Origin of the sequence: Streptomyces sp. C1-1, from assembly GCF_050214755.1 — a bacterium.
Classification (GTDB): domain Bacteria; phylum Actinomycetota; class Actinomycetes; order Streptomycetales; family Streptomycetaceae; genus Streptomyces.
Map to the genome: position 1 here is coordinate 5,350,312 of NZ_CP189826.1, position 14,824 is coordinate 5,365,135.

Consider the following 14,824-nt stretch of genomic DNA (forward strand, 5'->3'; position numbering starts at 1 on the left):
ATCACAAGCCGCTCCACGGCCCCTCCACCGCGCGTTCTTCATGGCAGCATGGTGAACCGGTTCGTACGGTGCACTGGTTGTCCACAGTCCGTGGAGGCGTCGATGCGGTGGTTGGTGGGATGGAGCAGCACCGCCCCGGCGACAGCCGGCATCGGTACCGCGGGGGCCACGGGAGGCGACGGCGAGACCGTGCACCCGGTCGGCTCCCAACTCCTGTGGGGCGACCCCGATCCGCTGTGGGCGGTCGGTGACTGGCGCCCCGACGAGGTGCGGGTGGTCCGGGCCGACCCCCAGACCCGGATCGCGGTCCTGGGCACCTGCGGCGCCTCCGACGAAGAGCTGCGGGTCGCGCTGTTCGCCGCGCGTGGGGGCGCACTGCGTCATCTCACGGCCTGGCCGGGCAGCTACACGGCCATCGTCCAGGTGGGCCGCCGCATCACCGTCTGCGGCGATCTGGCAGGTGCCCGACCGGTCTTCTACACCCCGTGGGCGGGTGGCACGGCCTATGCGACCGCCGCGCTCCCCCTCGCCGACCTCATCGAGGCCAACCTCGACTTCGGCCATCTGGCGGCCCTCCTCGCCGCCCCGGACGTGCCGGCCGCGCTGCACGACTCCACCCCGTACGACGGCGTACGGCGTATTCCGCCGGGGCACGCACTGATCCTGCGCACCGGCGCGCGCGAGATCGCCGGCTACGAGCCGGTCGCCTCCCTCGCCGTGGCGGCGCCCTCGGCCGACCCCGACAGCGCGGTGGACGCCGTGCGCGACGCGCTGGTGGAGGCGGTACGCGCGCGTCTGTCGGCACCGCGGCACGTCCCGGGCGCCGACATAGACCCCGGACCCGTCCCCGGCATGGGGCCCGCCGAACGCCGCGCCGCGCGCGGGATGCCGGTCGCCGGGATCGGCGCGGACCTCTCCGGCGGCCCGGCGTCGGGGACGCTCGCCCTGCTCGCCGCCGGCCTGCCGGGCATGCCGGGCACCGTCCTCGGGCACGGCACCGGCGCCGGGGAACGCCTCCTGGCGGTCACCTTCAACGACCTGGCCGTCGGCGGTCGCGAGGCGGAACTGGAGCGCGCGGGCACCCTCGCGGCCAACCCCCGTCTGCATCACGTGGTCGTGACCGGCGGCGAGGAGAGCCTGCCGTACGCCGACCTGGACGGCCCCCTGACCGACGAGCCGGGCCAGTCCCTGGTGACGGCCGCGAGGCACCGGGTCCGCCTGGCGTCGGGCAGCGCCGACCACCTCACCGGCTACGGCGCCCGGCAGGTCCTGGACGCCCACCCGGCCCGCCTGGCCGACCTCCTGATGGACCGCAAGCGCCGGCATCTCGTGCGCCCCGTCGCCGCGCTCGCCAAGGCGGACGGCTCGGTGTTCGTCCCCGCGCGCGTGTACGGCGCGGCCCGCCGGCTGGCCCGCACCCCGTACGGGGCGGGCCTGGAACTGCTCGCCGAACGCCTCCTGCAGCGCCGCTTCGACGAGCCCGGGGGCGCCGTCGGAGCGTCCCTGGCCGCCCTCGCCTGGGCCAGGCCGGGCCCTGCCGCACGCTGGCTGACCGGCGAGGCCCTGGCTGAAGTATCGGTTCGCCTGCAGGCGTCGACGAGCCGCTCGGGCATCGGCCCCGGCCAGCGCCCCGGCGACCACCGGGCGCGTGCCGCGCTGGCCCGCCAGGCCGCCGACATCCGCGTCCTGGAACAGGCTGCGGAGATCCGCTCCCAACGCCTGCACGCCCCTTTCCTCGACAACCAGGTCGTCCGCGCCTGCCGCGCCCTCCCCGAGGCCCTGCGCGTCCAGCCGGGCGCCCGCGCGGCCATCCTCCGCACCGTCCTGGAGGGCGCCGGTGTACGCGACCTCCCGCCCGGCTGGGGCGCCCCCTCCCACGCCCCGGCGGCGGTCGCGGCCCGCACCGGCCTGCGGGTCTCCACGGACTCCCTGATGGCCCTGTTCGGCACTCCCCTCCTCGCGGAGGCCGGCCTGGTGGAGGCCCGCGTCGTCCGCAAGGCCCTGCGCGCCGCGGCGGAGGGCGAGCCGCTGCCCCTCGACGGCCTGGCCGACCTGGTCTCCCTCGAACTGTGGCTGCGCCGCCTCCTGGCCCGCCGAGGCACCTGCTGGACAGGCACCCCGGCCCGTCAACGCGCGGTCCCCGCAGGCATCCGCCCGAAGAGGGGCGCGCTGGCATCGGGGGGCGGGGCGGGGGTCGCGTGAGGGGGTGACCCGGAGGAGGGCGTCCCGTGCCCGCCCCGGCCGACCCGCCTTCCCTGTCCGCCCCATGTGCGGCCTCTTCCAGGCCCGACCTGGGCGCCGCGCGGTTGTTCAGCCGTCGGTGCCTGACACCCCGGCCCGGCAAACGCCGTGCCCCCTCCCGTGCCTCCCGGCCACAATGATCCGGTGCGGTACAAGATTCTGGGCGTCGCCCAGGCCGAGGACGAGCGCGGCGTCGTCGTGCCCGTTCCCGGTCCCCGTCTGCGCGCCCTGCTGACCGCCCTGGCCCTGCGCCCCGGCCGTGTCACCACCCCCGACGCCCTGATCGCCGAGGTCTGGACGGACGACCCGCCGCACGACGCCCCGGCCGCCCTCCAGGCCCTGGTCGGCCGCCTGCGCCGCGCCCTCGGCAAGGACGCCGTGACCTCCGCCCCCGGCGGCTACCGCCTCGCGGCCACCGAGCACGACGTCGACCTGTACGTCTTCGAGGACCTGGTCCACCGGGGCACCGCGGCCCTGGCCCGCAACGACGCCGGCACCGCGGCCGACGTCCTCGACGAGGCCCTGGCCCTGTGGCGCGGCCCCGCCCTCGCCGACCTGCCCGACCGCACCGCCGCCGCCCGCCCCGACGCCCTCCACCTGGAGGCGACCCGTGCCCGCGTCGACGCGGACCTGCGTCTGGGCCGCGCCCACACCGCCGTACCGCACCTGAGGGAACTCACCGCCGCCCACCCGTACGACGAACCGCTGCACGCCCTCCTCGTCCGTGCCCTGCGCGACACGGGCCGCACCGCCGACGCCCTCGCCGCGTACGAGTCCACCCGCCGGGCCCTGGCCGAAGACCTCGGCACCGACCCCGGCCCCGAACTCCGCGCCCTGCACGCCGAACTCCTCGCGGCACCGCAGATCCGGACCGCTGAGCCACCGGCGCCGCCCGGCCGCCCCCGACCCCCCACCCGCACCGGCAACCTGCGTCCGCGGCTTACCTCTTTCGTGGGCCGGGAACCAGAGCTCGACGCCATCCGTTCCGAATTGCACAGGGCACGGCTGGTCACCCTCACCGGACCGGGCGGCTCGGGAAAGACGCGCCTCGCCGAGGAGGCCGCCGCCGGGCTTCCGCAGGCGTGGCTGGTCGAACTGGCGCCGCTCGACCGGCCCGAGGCGGTGCCGGGAGCGGTGGTCAGCGCGCTCGGTCTGCGCGAGACCGTGCTGATGACCGCCGAGTTGACGGCCCCGCAGGACGACCCGCTCGCCCTGCTCGTCGAGTACTGCGCCCCGCGCAGCGAACTGTTGATCCTTGACAACTGCGAACATGTCATCGAAGCGGCGGCCGCCCTCGCCGAGACGCTGCTCACCCACTGCCCGGGGCTCACGATCCTCGCCACCAGCCGCGAACCCCTCGGCGTCCCCGGCGAGTCGGTGCGCCCGGTCGAACCCCTCGTCCCCGACCAGGCACGGCGCCTGTTCGAGGAGCGCGCCTCCGCCGTCCGCCCCGACGCGGACACCGCGCTCCGCGACCGGGCGGCCGTCGAGGAGATCTGCCGCCGCCTGGACGGCCTGCCGCTCGCCATCGAACTGGCCGCGGCCCGGCTGAGGCTGCTCACCCCGAGGCAGATCGCCGACCGCCTCGACGACCGCTTCCGCCTCCTGACCTCCGGGAGCCGCACGGTCCTGCCCCGCCAGCAGACCCTGCGCGCGGTCGTCGACTGGTCCTGGGACCTGCTCGACGAGCGGGAGCGGACGGTCCTGCGCGAGGTCTCGGTGTTCGCCGGCGGCTGGGACCTGGAGGCGGCGGAGGCCGTGTGCACCGGCCCCGCGGCCGACCTGGTCGGCGCGCTCGTCGACAAGTCCCTGATCGTGGCCGCCCCGTACGAGAACCCCTACGACGAGAGCGGCTCCGGCACCATGCGGTACCGCATGCTGGAGACCATCCACGAGTACGCCGCGGAGCGCGCCGCCGAGGCCCCCGAGCCGCGCGCCGCCGCCGAGCGCCGGCACCACGCGTGGGTGCGCGCGCTCGTCACGGAGGCCGAGCCGCGCCTGCGCTCGGCCGGCCAGCTCCCGTGGATCTCCCGCCTGGAGACCGAGCTGGACAACATCCGTGCGGCCCTCGACCGCGCCCTGGCCTCCGGCGTCGAGGAGGAGGCGGGGGCCCTCACGCTGGCCATGGGCTGGTTCTGGTGGCTGCGCAACTACCGCCACGAGGCGACGAGCTGGGTCGACCGGGCCCTGCGCCTGAGCGCGGGCGTGGACCCGTACGACACCTCGGTCGACCCCGTGGACGCCTGCCTGGCCGCCCCGGACGGCGAGGAGCCCGGCCCCCTGCGCACCCTCCGGATGAACCTCCGGATGCTCCACCTCTTCCTCAAGTCGGACGCCGAGCCGATGGACGCCACCCCGGACGAGGCACTGCGCGCGTACGTCACCGGCGTGCGGGCGTACTTCGAGCCCGGCGGCCCCGAGTCGGCCCGCTTCCCCGGGCTCGTCTGGCCGGTGACCGCGTTCGTCCTGAGCAGCTGGGAGGAGGTGCGTGCCGCCATGAACGTCACCGTGGCCAACTGTCGTGCCCACGGCGACGACTGGGCGGTCGGCGTCGCCCTGATGTTCCGCACCCACATGGCCGTCGACTCGCCCGGCGGGATGAAGGGCGTCGACGAGGACCTCGCCGAGCTGCGGACCATCAGCCGGCGCGTCGGCGACCGGTGGATGCGGGCCCAGGTGTGCAGCGCGGCCGGCGAGGCGGCCATGGCACGGGCCCGGTACGAAGAGGCCAAGGGCGAGTACGAGGAGGCGCTGCGCCTGGCCTACGAGGTGGGCGCGTACGCGGAGACGCCGTTCCTGATCGCCCGGCTCGCGGAGTTCGCCTACCGCGCGGGCGACCGGCCGGGTGCGGAGCGGGCGCTGGACGAGGCGTCGGACGCCGCCGACCGTTACGGCGTGGCCGACTCCCGGGCGTTCGTCCTGCTCATGCGGGCCCATCTGGCGCTGGACGACAAGGACACGGTCCGGGCGCGTGAACTGTGCGAGGCGGCCCGGGCGGAGACCCAACGGGGTTCGCCGCCGCCGCAGTTCATGGTGATGCTGGACGCGGTCGACGCGATGGTGACGGTCGTCGAGTCCGGTCCGCGGCTCGGACTGGCGAAACTGGTCGACACCGTGCGGGAGTCGGTGGAGCGGCGCTGCGCCGACGCGGTCACGGCGACGCTCCTGGACGGCACCGCGGTCGTGCTGTCCGATCTCGGCGACCACGCGCGCGTGGCCCGTCTGCTGGCTGCCGCCGACCGGCTGCGGGACGGTCATCCACGCCTGGCTCCGGAGGGCGCCGAGGCCGAGCGCGCGCAGGCGGCCACCCGTGCCGCGCTGGGCGACCGGCGGTGGGAGGCGGAGTACGCCGCGGGCGCCGCCCTCGGCCCCGGTGAACTGTTCACCGACCTCGACGAGGCCCTGCGCAGCGGTTCGGCCGATACGGCCTAGGAGCAGGTGAACCTCGACTCGGCCCAGTCCGCGAGCGTGAGCGCGTCGAAGCCGTTGCGCGGCTCGACGACCAGCCGCACGGTCCGGTGCCCGGCGAGGTTCACGTGGACCGGGACCGCCGGTTCACCGGCCTCCACCAGGCCCGACTGCCACAGCCGGGTGCCGTCGGCGTAGACGGAGAAGTAGACCTTGCCGAGCCCCGCCGTCATGTCGTCGATGCCGACCAGGGCGTCGTAGGCGGTGCAGCTGCGGTTGAGGTCGATCGTGACGGAGGACCGGCCGTGCACGCTCACCCCATGGGCGTACCACTTGTCGTCGACGGACAGGCCGTAGCGCTGCCACACCCAGCTGCTCCGACCGATCCGCATCTCGGGCTCGGTGCCGTCGCCGCTGACGTCGTAGTCGAGCTCGCTCCACTCGTAGACGGCCGGGGCGGGTGGTGGAGGCGGGGTCGGTGTGGGGGTGGGCGTGGGCGTCGGCTCGGGCGTGGGCGTCGGCCTGGGCTTCGGGGCGGCTGGGGGAGTGGGCGTCGGTGTCGGCGTGGGCGTCGGCCGGGGTGTCGGGGTTCGTGCGGGCGTGGGGGCGTCCGCGGGCACGATCGCCGGGGGCGTCGGCTCGGGCCGCTTCGTCGAGGGCTTCGGCGACTGCGGCCGCACGACCGGCGAGGAGACGGGCGGCTTGGCGTCGGGCCTTCTGGCGGGGCTGTCGTTGCCGACGAGGGCGAGGGCCACCACGGCGGCGGCCACGGCGACGACGCCGGCCGCGATGCCGGCCTTCACCGCCGCGCCCAGCCCCTCCGAGGCCGCCGCGCCGCCACCCGCGCCCGCTCCGCCGGACGAGCCGCCGCCCGTCGCCGCGGCCGCACCCGCGCCCGCCGCACCTGCTCCGGCGGCTCCACCCGCGACGAGGCCGAGCGCCTTGGCGTACCCGGCGGCGCCGAACCAGCCGATGACCGCGACCGGTACGACGGCCGGGATGCCGCCGGCGACCTCCTTGATCTGACCGGCGGCCAGCCGGCACTTGGCGCACTCCTCCAGATGCCTGCGCAGCCCGCGCTCCGCACGGGTGCGCAGGCCGCCGCGCGCGTAGGCGCCGAGCCGGTCGGCGTACCGGGCGCACTCCTCGTCGGCCACGAGGGCGGCGCTGACGTGGGCCTGCAGATAGGCCTGCTTGAGGCCCTCGCGGGCGCGGGAGGCGAGCACGCGCGTGCCGTTGGCGTCCAGCCCGAAGAGCGTGGCGATCTCGCTGGGCGACTCGTCCTCGACCTCGGTGTGCCACAGCACGGCCTGCCAGCGCTCCGGCAGCGACCGGAATGCCTGCATCGCCATGGACTGCTCGGCCTCGTGCATGGCGCGCACGTCGGCGCCGAGATCCAGGGTGTCGTGGTCGGCGACCTCGGACGAACGCGCCGCCTGCGCGGCGAACAGCGCAAAGTCGTCGACGAGTTGCTCACGCCTGGCGGACTTGGTCCAGCCGGCGGCCACCCGCCGGACGGAGGTGAGCAGATACGCGCGTACGGCGTGCTTGGGGCCGTGCCCCCCGCGCACCGCCTGCAGCACGCGGGCGAAGACCTCGGCGGTCAGGTCGTCGGCGGTGTGGCCGTCGCGGCAGCAGGTACGGGCGTAGCGGCGTACGGCGTCGGCGTGACGCCGGTACAGCGCCTCGTAGGCGCTGTCGTCGCCCGCGCGCATCCGCTCGATCAGATCGGCGTCGGAAGGGGGCAGATCCCTCGGTGGCGGCAGGACGCCGCCGTTCTCCCGCCGGGCGCGCTGGGCCGGGACGCTGCCCTCGACGGGCTCCCCGGCCTGGGCCGGAATGGAGGGGCGTCCCCCCTGAAGCGGCACCCGCGGCGAGGCGCCGTCTTCCGCGTCCCCGTCGCCGAGTGACTCGTCCCGCCCGTCAACGCTCATCGCGGAAAGCCCCCGCCGCCTGCCCTACCGGTCCCGAACACCGGGTCAGAGTGCCATATTGGCTTTTGGTCAGGACCCCTGCCGGGTGGTCCTTCCACTCGTCCGTGGGGACCTGCCGCGTACCAGTACTAGCTTTCACCCGTTCGGGGAAGCCTCAATTGATCTCTGTGCGGCGGCAGTTGGCCAGGATGCCCGATTGATCGGATATGTCCCGCCTGGAGCGTCGGCGTACGCGGGAGGCGCGGGCCGTTCGGCGCCCACGCCTCGGAGTCACCTTTTCGAGTGAGCCGTACCGGCCGACGGATTGACCCGCCACCCGCACCGGCCGACCGACACGCGGCCGGCGGCCGCCGACGGATGGCGCGGGTGGGAACCCGAACCCGGCCAGGAGCCGGGCGCTCGCCCACCCGCGACCGTCACACCGGCCGGGACCGCAGCCCCTCCAGCAGGATGTCCAGCAGCCGCGCGGAAGCCGCCGCCTGCTGCGCCGCATCCGGCAAGGAGGGCGCGGCGGTGGCGATCACCAGCAGCACGTCGGACACCGACACGTCGGCCCGCAGCTCACCCGCGGCCCGGGCCCGCTCCACCAGCTGCCCCACGACATCGAGCAGCGCCGAGGCGCCCGCGTCGTCGTCCGCGATCCTCCCCGAGGAACCGCTCTCGGGAACCAGTCGCAGCTCACCTGCGCCCGGCTGCGTCCGCTGCTGCGGCACCCGCGCCTCGTCGAAGACGGTCCTGCCGTCGTGCTCTTCGGCGACGCCGACCCGCAGCACATGGGGCGGCAGCAGGCGGCCGGCGCCCGACGCCACGGAGGTCCGCAGGAAGCGCGACAGCGCCGACCACGGCTCGTCCTCCTGCCCGAGCGCCGCCCGGGCCTGGTCGGTCAGCCGAGAGGTCTCCTCCTCGGCGATCCGCCGCACCAGGACGTCCTTGCTCGGGAACCGCCGGTACACGGTCCCCACACCCACCCGCGCGCGCCGCGCCACGTCCTCCATCGGCGCGCCGTACCCCAGCTCGCCGAAGACCTCGCGCGCCGCGCGCAGCACGTGCTCCAGATTGCGCTGTGCGTCCACGCGCAGCGGCGCCGTACGCGTCTGGTCCCCGCGTCCGTTGCCCGCCGCCGCGCTCATCATGCCGCCGGCCGCGAGTGCGGACGCGGACGACCAATGAGAGTCCTGAACATGCATAAGCGTTCCCCCGGTAATGACGTCTCCCCCCGGAGACTCTCCCCGCCACTGAATGCCGGAGCGTGCGGAGAAGCAGGACCGTCGGCCCGCCCGTCGCGGACTTCGGATCCGATGAAGCGCATCCCCCTACACCCCGTCGACACACGAACATAGTTGAGAGGGGGTCAATTCAGAAGGGGCAGGTTCCGCACGGAGCGCCCCCCGATCGGAGCACGAGTCGTATACGTCCCGATTGCACCCCTCCGGTCCCCCCGGCGCACACCCACTGACCTGCGCTCCTTCCGGGCACTCCGGCAATTCGGCCAACTCCGGAGATCCCCGGCCCGCGGTCACACAAATGGTCGAGGCTGTGGACAAACTCAAGAGCTGGGTGCGTCATGGGATGGTGAAGGAACGTGCGCGCATTCTCGTTGTCGGCGGTGGCTACGTCGGGATGTACACGGCCCTGCGTCTGCAGCGGAGACTGAAACGGGAACTCGCGCGGGGCGAGGCCGAGATCACGGTGGTCACTCCCGACCCGTACATGACCTATCAGCCGTTCCTCCCCGAGGCCGCGGCCGGCGCCATCTCCCCGCGGCACGTCGTCGTCCCGCTGCGCCGCGTCCTGGACCACTGCCACGTCGTCGTCGGCGAGGTCCGCTCCATCGACCACACCAAACGCACGGCCACCCTCACCACCCTGGCCACCGAGGAGGAGGGCGCGGGCGCCGAGCAGCTGTCGTACGACGAACTCGTCCTCGCGCCCGGCTCGATCTCCCGCACGCTGCCCATCCCCGGCCTCGCCGAGCACGCCGTCGGTTTCAAGTCGGTCGAGGAGGCCATCGGCCTGCGCAACCACGTCATCGAGCAGATGGACATCGCCTCCTCCACCCGCGACCCCGCCATCCGCGACGCGGCCCTCACCTTCGTCTTCGTCGGTGGCGGCTTCGCCGGGGTCGAGGCGCTCGCCGAGCTGGAGGACATGGCCCGCTACACCACGCGCTACTACCACAACGTCCAGGCCGAGGACATGAAGTGGATCCTCGTCGAGGCCTCGGACCGCATCCTGCCCGAGGTCGGCGAGGAGATGGGCCGCTACACGGTCACCGAGCTGCGCCGCCGCAACATCGACGTACGGCTCAACACGCGCCTGGAGTCCTGCGCCGACCGCATCGCCGTACTCAGCGACGGAGCCCGCTTCCCGACCCGCACGGTCGTCTGGACGGCCGGTGTCAAACCCAGCCCGCTGCTCGCCGCCACCGACCTCCCGCTCACCGCGCGAGGACGGCTGAAATGCACCCCCCAGCTGACGATCGACGGCACCACGCACGCGTGGGCGGCCGGCGACGCGGCGGCCGTCCCCGACGTCACCGCCGGGGAACCCGGCAGGGAGACCGCCCCCAACGCCCAGCACGCCGTCCGCCAGGCCAGGGTCCTCGGCGACAACATCGCCCACGCGCTGCGCGGCGAGGAACTGGAGACGTACTCCCACAAGTACGCCGGCTCGGTGGCCTCACTCGGTCTGCACAAGGGCGTGGCACACGTCTACGGGCGCAAGCTGAAGGGCTACCCTGCCTGGTTCATGCACCGCGTCTACCACCTCAGCAGGGTGCCCACCTTCAACCGCAAGGCCCGTGTCCTCGCGGAATGGACCCTCTCGGGCCTCTTCAAACGGGAGATCGTCTCACTCGGCTCGCTCGAACATCCCCGAGCGGAGTTCGAACTCGCGGCCGGTGGAAAGCCTCCTACCGATCCGGCGGACGACCCGAAGGGGTCGTCCTGACCGGATCCAGGAACTCCACCGACCGGGGGGACGTCTGAAGGATGTCGCCCCGGTAGGCCACACTGCCAGACTGATCCCCGCCCCAGGGCGAGCGTCCGCTCACCCTTCGAACCCAAGAGGCTCACCCCACCGTGCTGCACCCCGGGGGCATCACGCCCCACTCCTCCGGCAGGGACCGGAACCGCGCCAGGACTCCGAAGACGCCGGAGACGACGACACGAGGCAAGGATTCGTGAACTTCACGCGCTGGAGCGCCCGGCTCCCCGGAACGCAGCGCCGCGCGGCAGCGCGGACCGACCACACGGTCGCCCCGGACCGCCCGGCCGACGGCGCGGGCTCCGTCCCCTCGGCCCGCGCCGAACAACTCACCGAAGAGGCCCCGTACCTGCCCGCCGTGGACGAACTCCCCGTCCGCGATGTCCTCGACCGCGTCCCCGCCCTGGTCGCCCTCGTGCACGGCCCCGATCACCGGGTCGCGTACATCAACGACGCCTATGTGACCGCCTTCGGCCTGCGTCCCCTCGGCAAGCCCACCCGCGAGTCCCTCCCCGAACTCGCCGAACTGGGCCTGCTCCCGCTCCTCGACCAGGTGCTGCGCAGCGGCAAGCCCCGCACCCTGAAGTCCCGCAAGGCCCCCGACGGCCGCTCCTACACCTTCACCTGCACCCCGGTCACGGAAGCCGACCACGCGGGCGTGCTCGTCTTCGCCACCGACGTCACCGACCACGCCGAGGCCGCCGAACGCCTCCGCGCCAGCGAACGCCGCCAGCGCGAGACCGCGGTGACCCTCCAGCGCTCCCTCCTCCCCCAGGAACTCGAACAGCCCGACGACCTGCGCATCGCCGCCACCTACCAGCCCGGCGGCACGGAGGCCGCGGTCGGCGGCGACTGGTACGACGTCATCACCCTCGGCGGCGGCCGCACGGCCCTGGTCATCGGCGACGTCATGGGCCGGGGCGTCCGCGCGGCGGCCGTCATGGGCCAACTCCGTACGGCGGTCCGCGCCTACGCCCGCCTCGACCTGCCCCCGCACGAGGTCCTCCAGCTCCTCGACGGCCTCGCCGCGGAGATCGACGCCAACCAGATCGCCACCTGCGTCTACGCCATCCACGACCCGAACGAGGGCCGGCTGGTGTACGCCTCCGCCGGCCATCTCCCCATCCTGGTCCGCGACGAGACCGGAGCCGTCCAGCGTGCCGACGAGCCGACCGGCCCGCCCCTCGGCACGGGCGGCTGGATGCACGCCTCCGGCTCCGTCCCGCTCAGCCCGGGCTCCACGGCGGTGCTCTACACGGACGGCCTGGTGGAGCGCCGCGACGCCGACCTGGACGAGGGCATCGCCGCTCTGGAGGCCGCCCTGTCCGGCGCGACGGGCACCCCTCAGGTGGTCTGCGACCGCCTGGTCCGCTCGGCCGGGGTCACCGCCGACCACGACGACGACGTGGCGGTCCTGGTCCTTCAGCACCCGGCCCGCACCGGCCACGACGGCGAGCTCTTCCGCAACGCCGCCCTGGAACTCCTCGGCGGCGTCGAAGCGGCCCCACGCGCGCGTGCCTTCGCCTCCGGTGTCCTCACCAGCTGGCGCTTCCCCGCCGACCTGCACGACCTCGGCGTCCTCGCGGCGAGCGAGCTGGTCGCCAACTCCCTGCAGCACGGCACCCCGCCCATGCGGCTACGGCTGCGCCGCACCGACCGCCGCCTGATCATCGAGGTGACGGACGGCGACGACCACCTGCCGCGTCGCCGCCGCGCCGAACCGGGCGACGAGTCCGGCCGGGGCATCGCCATCGTCGCGACGATCGCCTCGAACTGGGGCTCGCGCCGGACACCGGGCGGCGGCAAGGCCGTATGGTGCGAATTCGTCCTGCCGAAGGGCTCGCCCTGACAGCCGCCCGGTGCCGCTGACCGCTCACGGCGGCCGGCTCACGCCTCCGCGGCCACGGCCCCCGCGGACGTCCCGCCCCGGGCCACCACCCGGCTCCGGCTCCTCGCCAGCCACGGCTGATCCTGTACGACGGTCAGCCGCCGCCCCAGCCGCAGCGCGAGGACGGTGATGCCCAGCGAGAACAGCAGGAACGTCACGACGTACGGCGCGTGCAGCGAGGCCCCCATCGGCCCGCCCACCGCCGGCCCCACCGCCAGCGCGAGCTGCTTGACCAGGGCGAACGCCGAGTTGTACTGCCCCGCCATGCCCGTCGGTGCCAGATCGGCGACCAGCGGAGCGACCGTCGGCGACAGCATCGCCTCCCCGAGCCCGAACAGCGCGTACGTCGACACGAAGGCGGCCGTCGCCATCTCCCGGCTGCCGTGCCCGAGCCCGGCGTACCCGGCCACGACCCACGCCACGGCCCAGATCAGCCCGACAGCGGCGATCACCCGGGACCGACGCCGACGCTCGACGAACTTCAGCACGGCGAACTGCGCGACGACGATCATCAGGGTGTTGGCGGCCAGCGCGGTCCCGAGCGCGGACGTGGAGATCCCGGCCGCCTCGACGCCGTACGCGCTCAGCCCCGACTCGAACTGGCCGTAACAGGCGAAGAACAGCACGAAGCCCAGCACGGACAGCTGCACCATGGCCCGGTTGCCGAGCAGCTGCTTCCAGCTGCCCCTGCCCGCGGAGGCGGGCGCGCCCTCGATGCGCGGCGAGCGCGGCATCCGCACCGTCGCCATCACCCCCACCAGCACCAGGAACATCGCCGCCTCGATGGAGAACAGCAGGGTGAAGGAGTCGACGCGCGTAGCGTCCACAAGATGACCGCCGATGAGCCCGCCGACGCCGAGCCCGAGGTTCTGCAGGAAGAACTGCGTGGCGAAGGCGCGCGAGCGGGTGTCGGCGGTGGAGCAGTCCACGATCATCGTCGCCAGCGCAGGCTGCATCACCGCCTGCCCGGCCCCGAGCGCGGCGGCCGCCAGAAGCACGGTCGCCGCGGTACCCGCCAGCCCCAGTCCCAGCGATCCGACGGCGGCGGTGACCAGGGCGGCGATCAGGACCGGCAACGGACCGCGCCGGACGATGGCCCGCCCGGCGAACGGCAGCACGAACAACGCGGCCACGGCGAACACGGCGAGGACCATCCCCGCCGTCATGGCACCGAGCCCCCGCACCTGCGCCACATAGACGTACAGGTAGGGGACGGTGAAGCCGAGCCCGAACGCGCTGAGTGCGTTGCCCACGTGGATCCGGCGCATCGCTGCGCCCATCGCCCTGGTCACGTTCACCTCTCTCATCTGATGGAAGTCCCGCTCCGAAGAGCTTAGGAGTGAAGACTTCAAACCTAAAGTTCGATGCTAAAGAGTACATAATGAAGGACTTCGAGGCAAAGGAGGGGCGTGGGATACTGCGCGCATGGCCGAGCCCCCCGGCGCCACGGAGCCGACACTCGAAGAGCAGATCGCCGCATACCAGCGAGAGTTCCGGGACCTTGACCCCCAGGTCGAGAAGATCGTCTCGGCACTGTCCCGGCTGAACCGCCGTATGAACGTCGCCTATGGCCGGCAGACCGCCGCCCTCGGCATCAGCAACGCCGAGTGGGAGGTCCTGAAGGCCCTCGTCCTCTCCGGCGCCCCCTACCGCATGGGCCCGAGCGACCTCGCCAAGCGCCTCGGCCTGACGCCGGCCGCGATGACCCACCGGATCGACCGCATGGTCACCGAGGGACTGGTGACCCGTGAACGGGACGAGTCCAACCGGGTCCGCGTCATCGTCGAGCTGACGGGGGAGGGCCGCGAGAAGTGGCTGGAGGCGATGCGCCTGGCGACGGTCTTCGAGGGGGACCTCCTCCAGGACCTGTCGGCCGAGGAGCGCACGGCCCTGGGCGAGGTCCTCACCCGCCTGCTCCGTAGGGTGGAACACGCCCAGCCGGACGCGGGCGGACGCCTCACCGACCTGGACTAAAAGATCTTGACAGCGGGTGCTTGACAGGCTCCCGACGGATCCGTAATGTTCTTCGGGTTGCCACGGGGCCGTAACGGCTCTTCGACAACACCTCCTGCCGCAGCAGCGGCAACCAAACCATCAGCACGATCTCCCAACCGGGTTGATTTCGGCGTGCCCGAATTCAATTCGATTTGGATCTCGGCGGCCCGATTGGGAATCGCCGAGAGGATCCGCTAAGGTTTGAGACGTCGGAACGGCCCAACAGCCGGGAAGACAACCCCCTCTGACTGGGAATCAGACGCCGAAAGGATCTGATAGAGTCGGAAACGCAAGACCGAAGGGAAGCGCCCGGAGGAAAGCCCGAGAGGGTGAGTACAAAGGAAGCGACCGTTCCTTGAGAACTCAACAGCGT

General features: G+C 73.5%; 8 protein-coding genes. 5 read left to right on the forward strand and 3 right to left on the reverse strand.

Annotated features, from left to right (window positions below; translation table 11 throughout):
• The first annotated feature begins 102 nt into the window (after nucleotides 1-102).
• Nucleotides 103-2,202, forward strand: coding sequence for an asparagine synthase-related protein (locus ACQF4J_RS24495; protein WP_351563628.1), 2,100 nt, complete (start codon nucleotides 103-105; stop codon nucleotides 2,200-2,202).
• Nucleotides 2,203-2,385: 183 nt separating this feature from the next.
• On the forward strand, nucleotides 2,386-5,673 hold the full coding sequence (locus ACQF4J_RS24500) for a BTAD domain-containing putative transcriptional regulator (protein ID WP_427166807.1): 3,288 nt from the start codon (nucleotides 2,386-2,388) through the stop codon (nucleotides 5,671-5,673).
• Here the strand turns inward: ACQF4J_RS24500 and ACQF4J_RS24505 are convergent.
• Both ACQF4J_RS24505 and ACQF4J_RS24510 read right to left on the reverse strand, forming a co-directional pair.
• Nucleotides 5,670-7,583: a sigma-70 family RNA polymerase sigma factor gene (locus tag ACQF4J_RS24505; protein ID WP_351563632.1), complete on the reverse strand. Its 1,914-nt coding sequence runs from the start codon at nucleotides 7,581-7,583 to the stop codon at nucleotides 5,670-5,672. The two genes, ACQF4J_RS24500 and ACQF4J_RS24505, sit on opposite strands and share 4 nt — an antisense overlap.
• A 416-nt stretch (nucleotides 7,584-7,999) precedes the next feature.
• Entirely contained in the window at nucleotides 8,000-8,770 is a 771-nt protein-coding gene (locus ACQF4J_RS24510; RefSeq protein WP_351563634.1) for a TetR/AcrR family transcriptional regulator, read from the reverse strand.
• 382 nt (nucleotides 8,771-9,152) lie between these two features.
• On the opposite strand from ACQF4J_RS24510, the gene ACQF4J_RS24515 reads away from it, so the two are divergent.
• Together ACQF4J_RS24515 and ACQF4J_RS24520 are read left to right on the forward strand one after the other, a co-directional pair.
• Entirely contained in the window at nucleotides 9,153-10,532 is a 1,380-nt protein-coding gene (locus ACQF4J_RS24515) for an NAD(P)/FAD-dependent oxidoreductase (protein WP_351563636.1), read from the forward strand.
• A 232-nt stretch (nucleotides 10,533-10,764) separates the two neighbouring features.
• Entirely contained in the window at nucleotides 10,765-12,417 is a 1,653-nt protein-coding gene (locus ACQF4J_RS24520; RefSeq protein WP_351563638.1) for an ATP-binding SpoIIE family protein phosphatase, read from the forward strand.
• A 38-nt stretch (nucleotides 12,418-12,455) separates the two neighbouring features.
• Here ACQF4J_RS24520 and ACQF4J_RS24525 read toward each other — a convergent pair whose 3' ends face one another.
• Complete coding sequence (locus tag ACQF4J_RS24525; RefSeq protein WP_351563654.1) at nucleotides 12,456-13,736, reverse strand: MFS transporter; 1,281 nt, start codon at nucleotides 13,734-13,736, stop codon at nucleotides 12,456-12,458.
• A 145-nt stretch (nucleotides 13,737-13,881) separates the two neighbouring features.
• On the opposite strand from ACQF4J_RS24525, the gene ACQF4J_RS24530 reads away from it, so the two are divergent.
• On the forward strand, nucleotides 13,882-14,430 hold the full coding sequence (locus ACQF4J_RS24530) for a MarR family winged helix-turn-helix transcriptional regulator (RefSeq protein ID WP_351563640.1): 549 nt from the start codon (nucleotides 13,882-13,884) through the stop codon (nucleotides 14,428-14,430).
• Nucleotides 14,431-14,824: the final 394 nt, after the last annotated feature.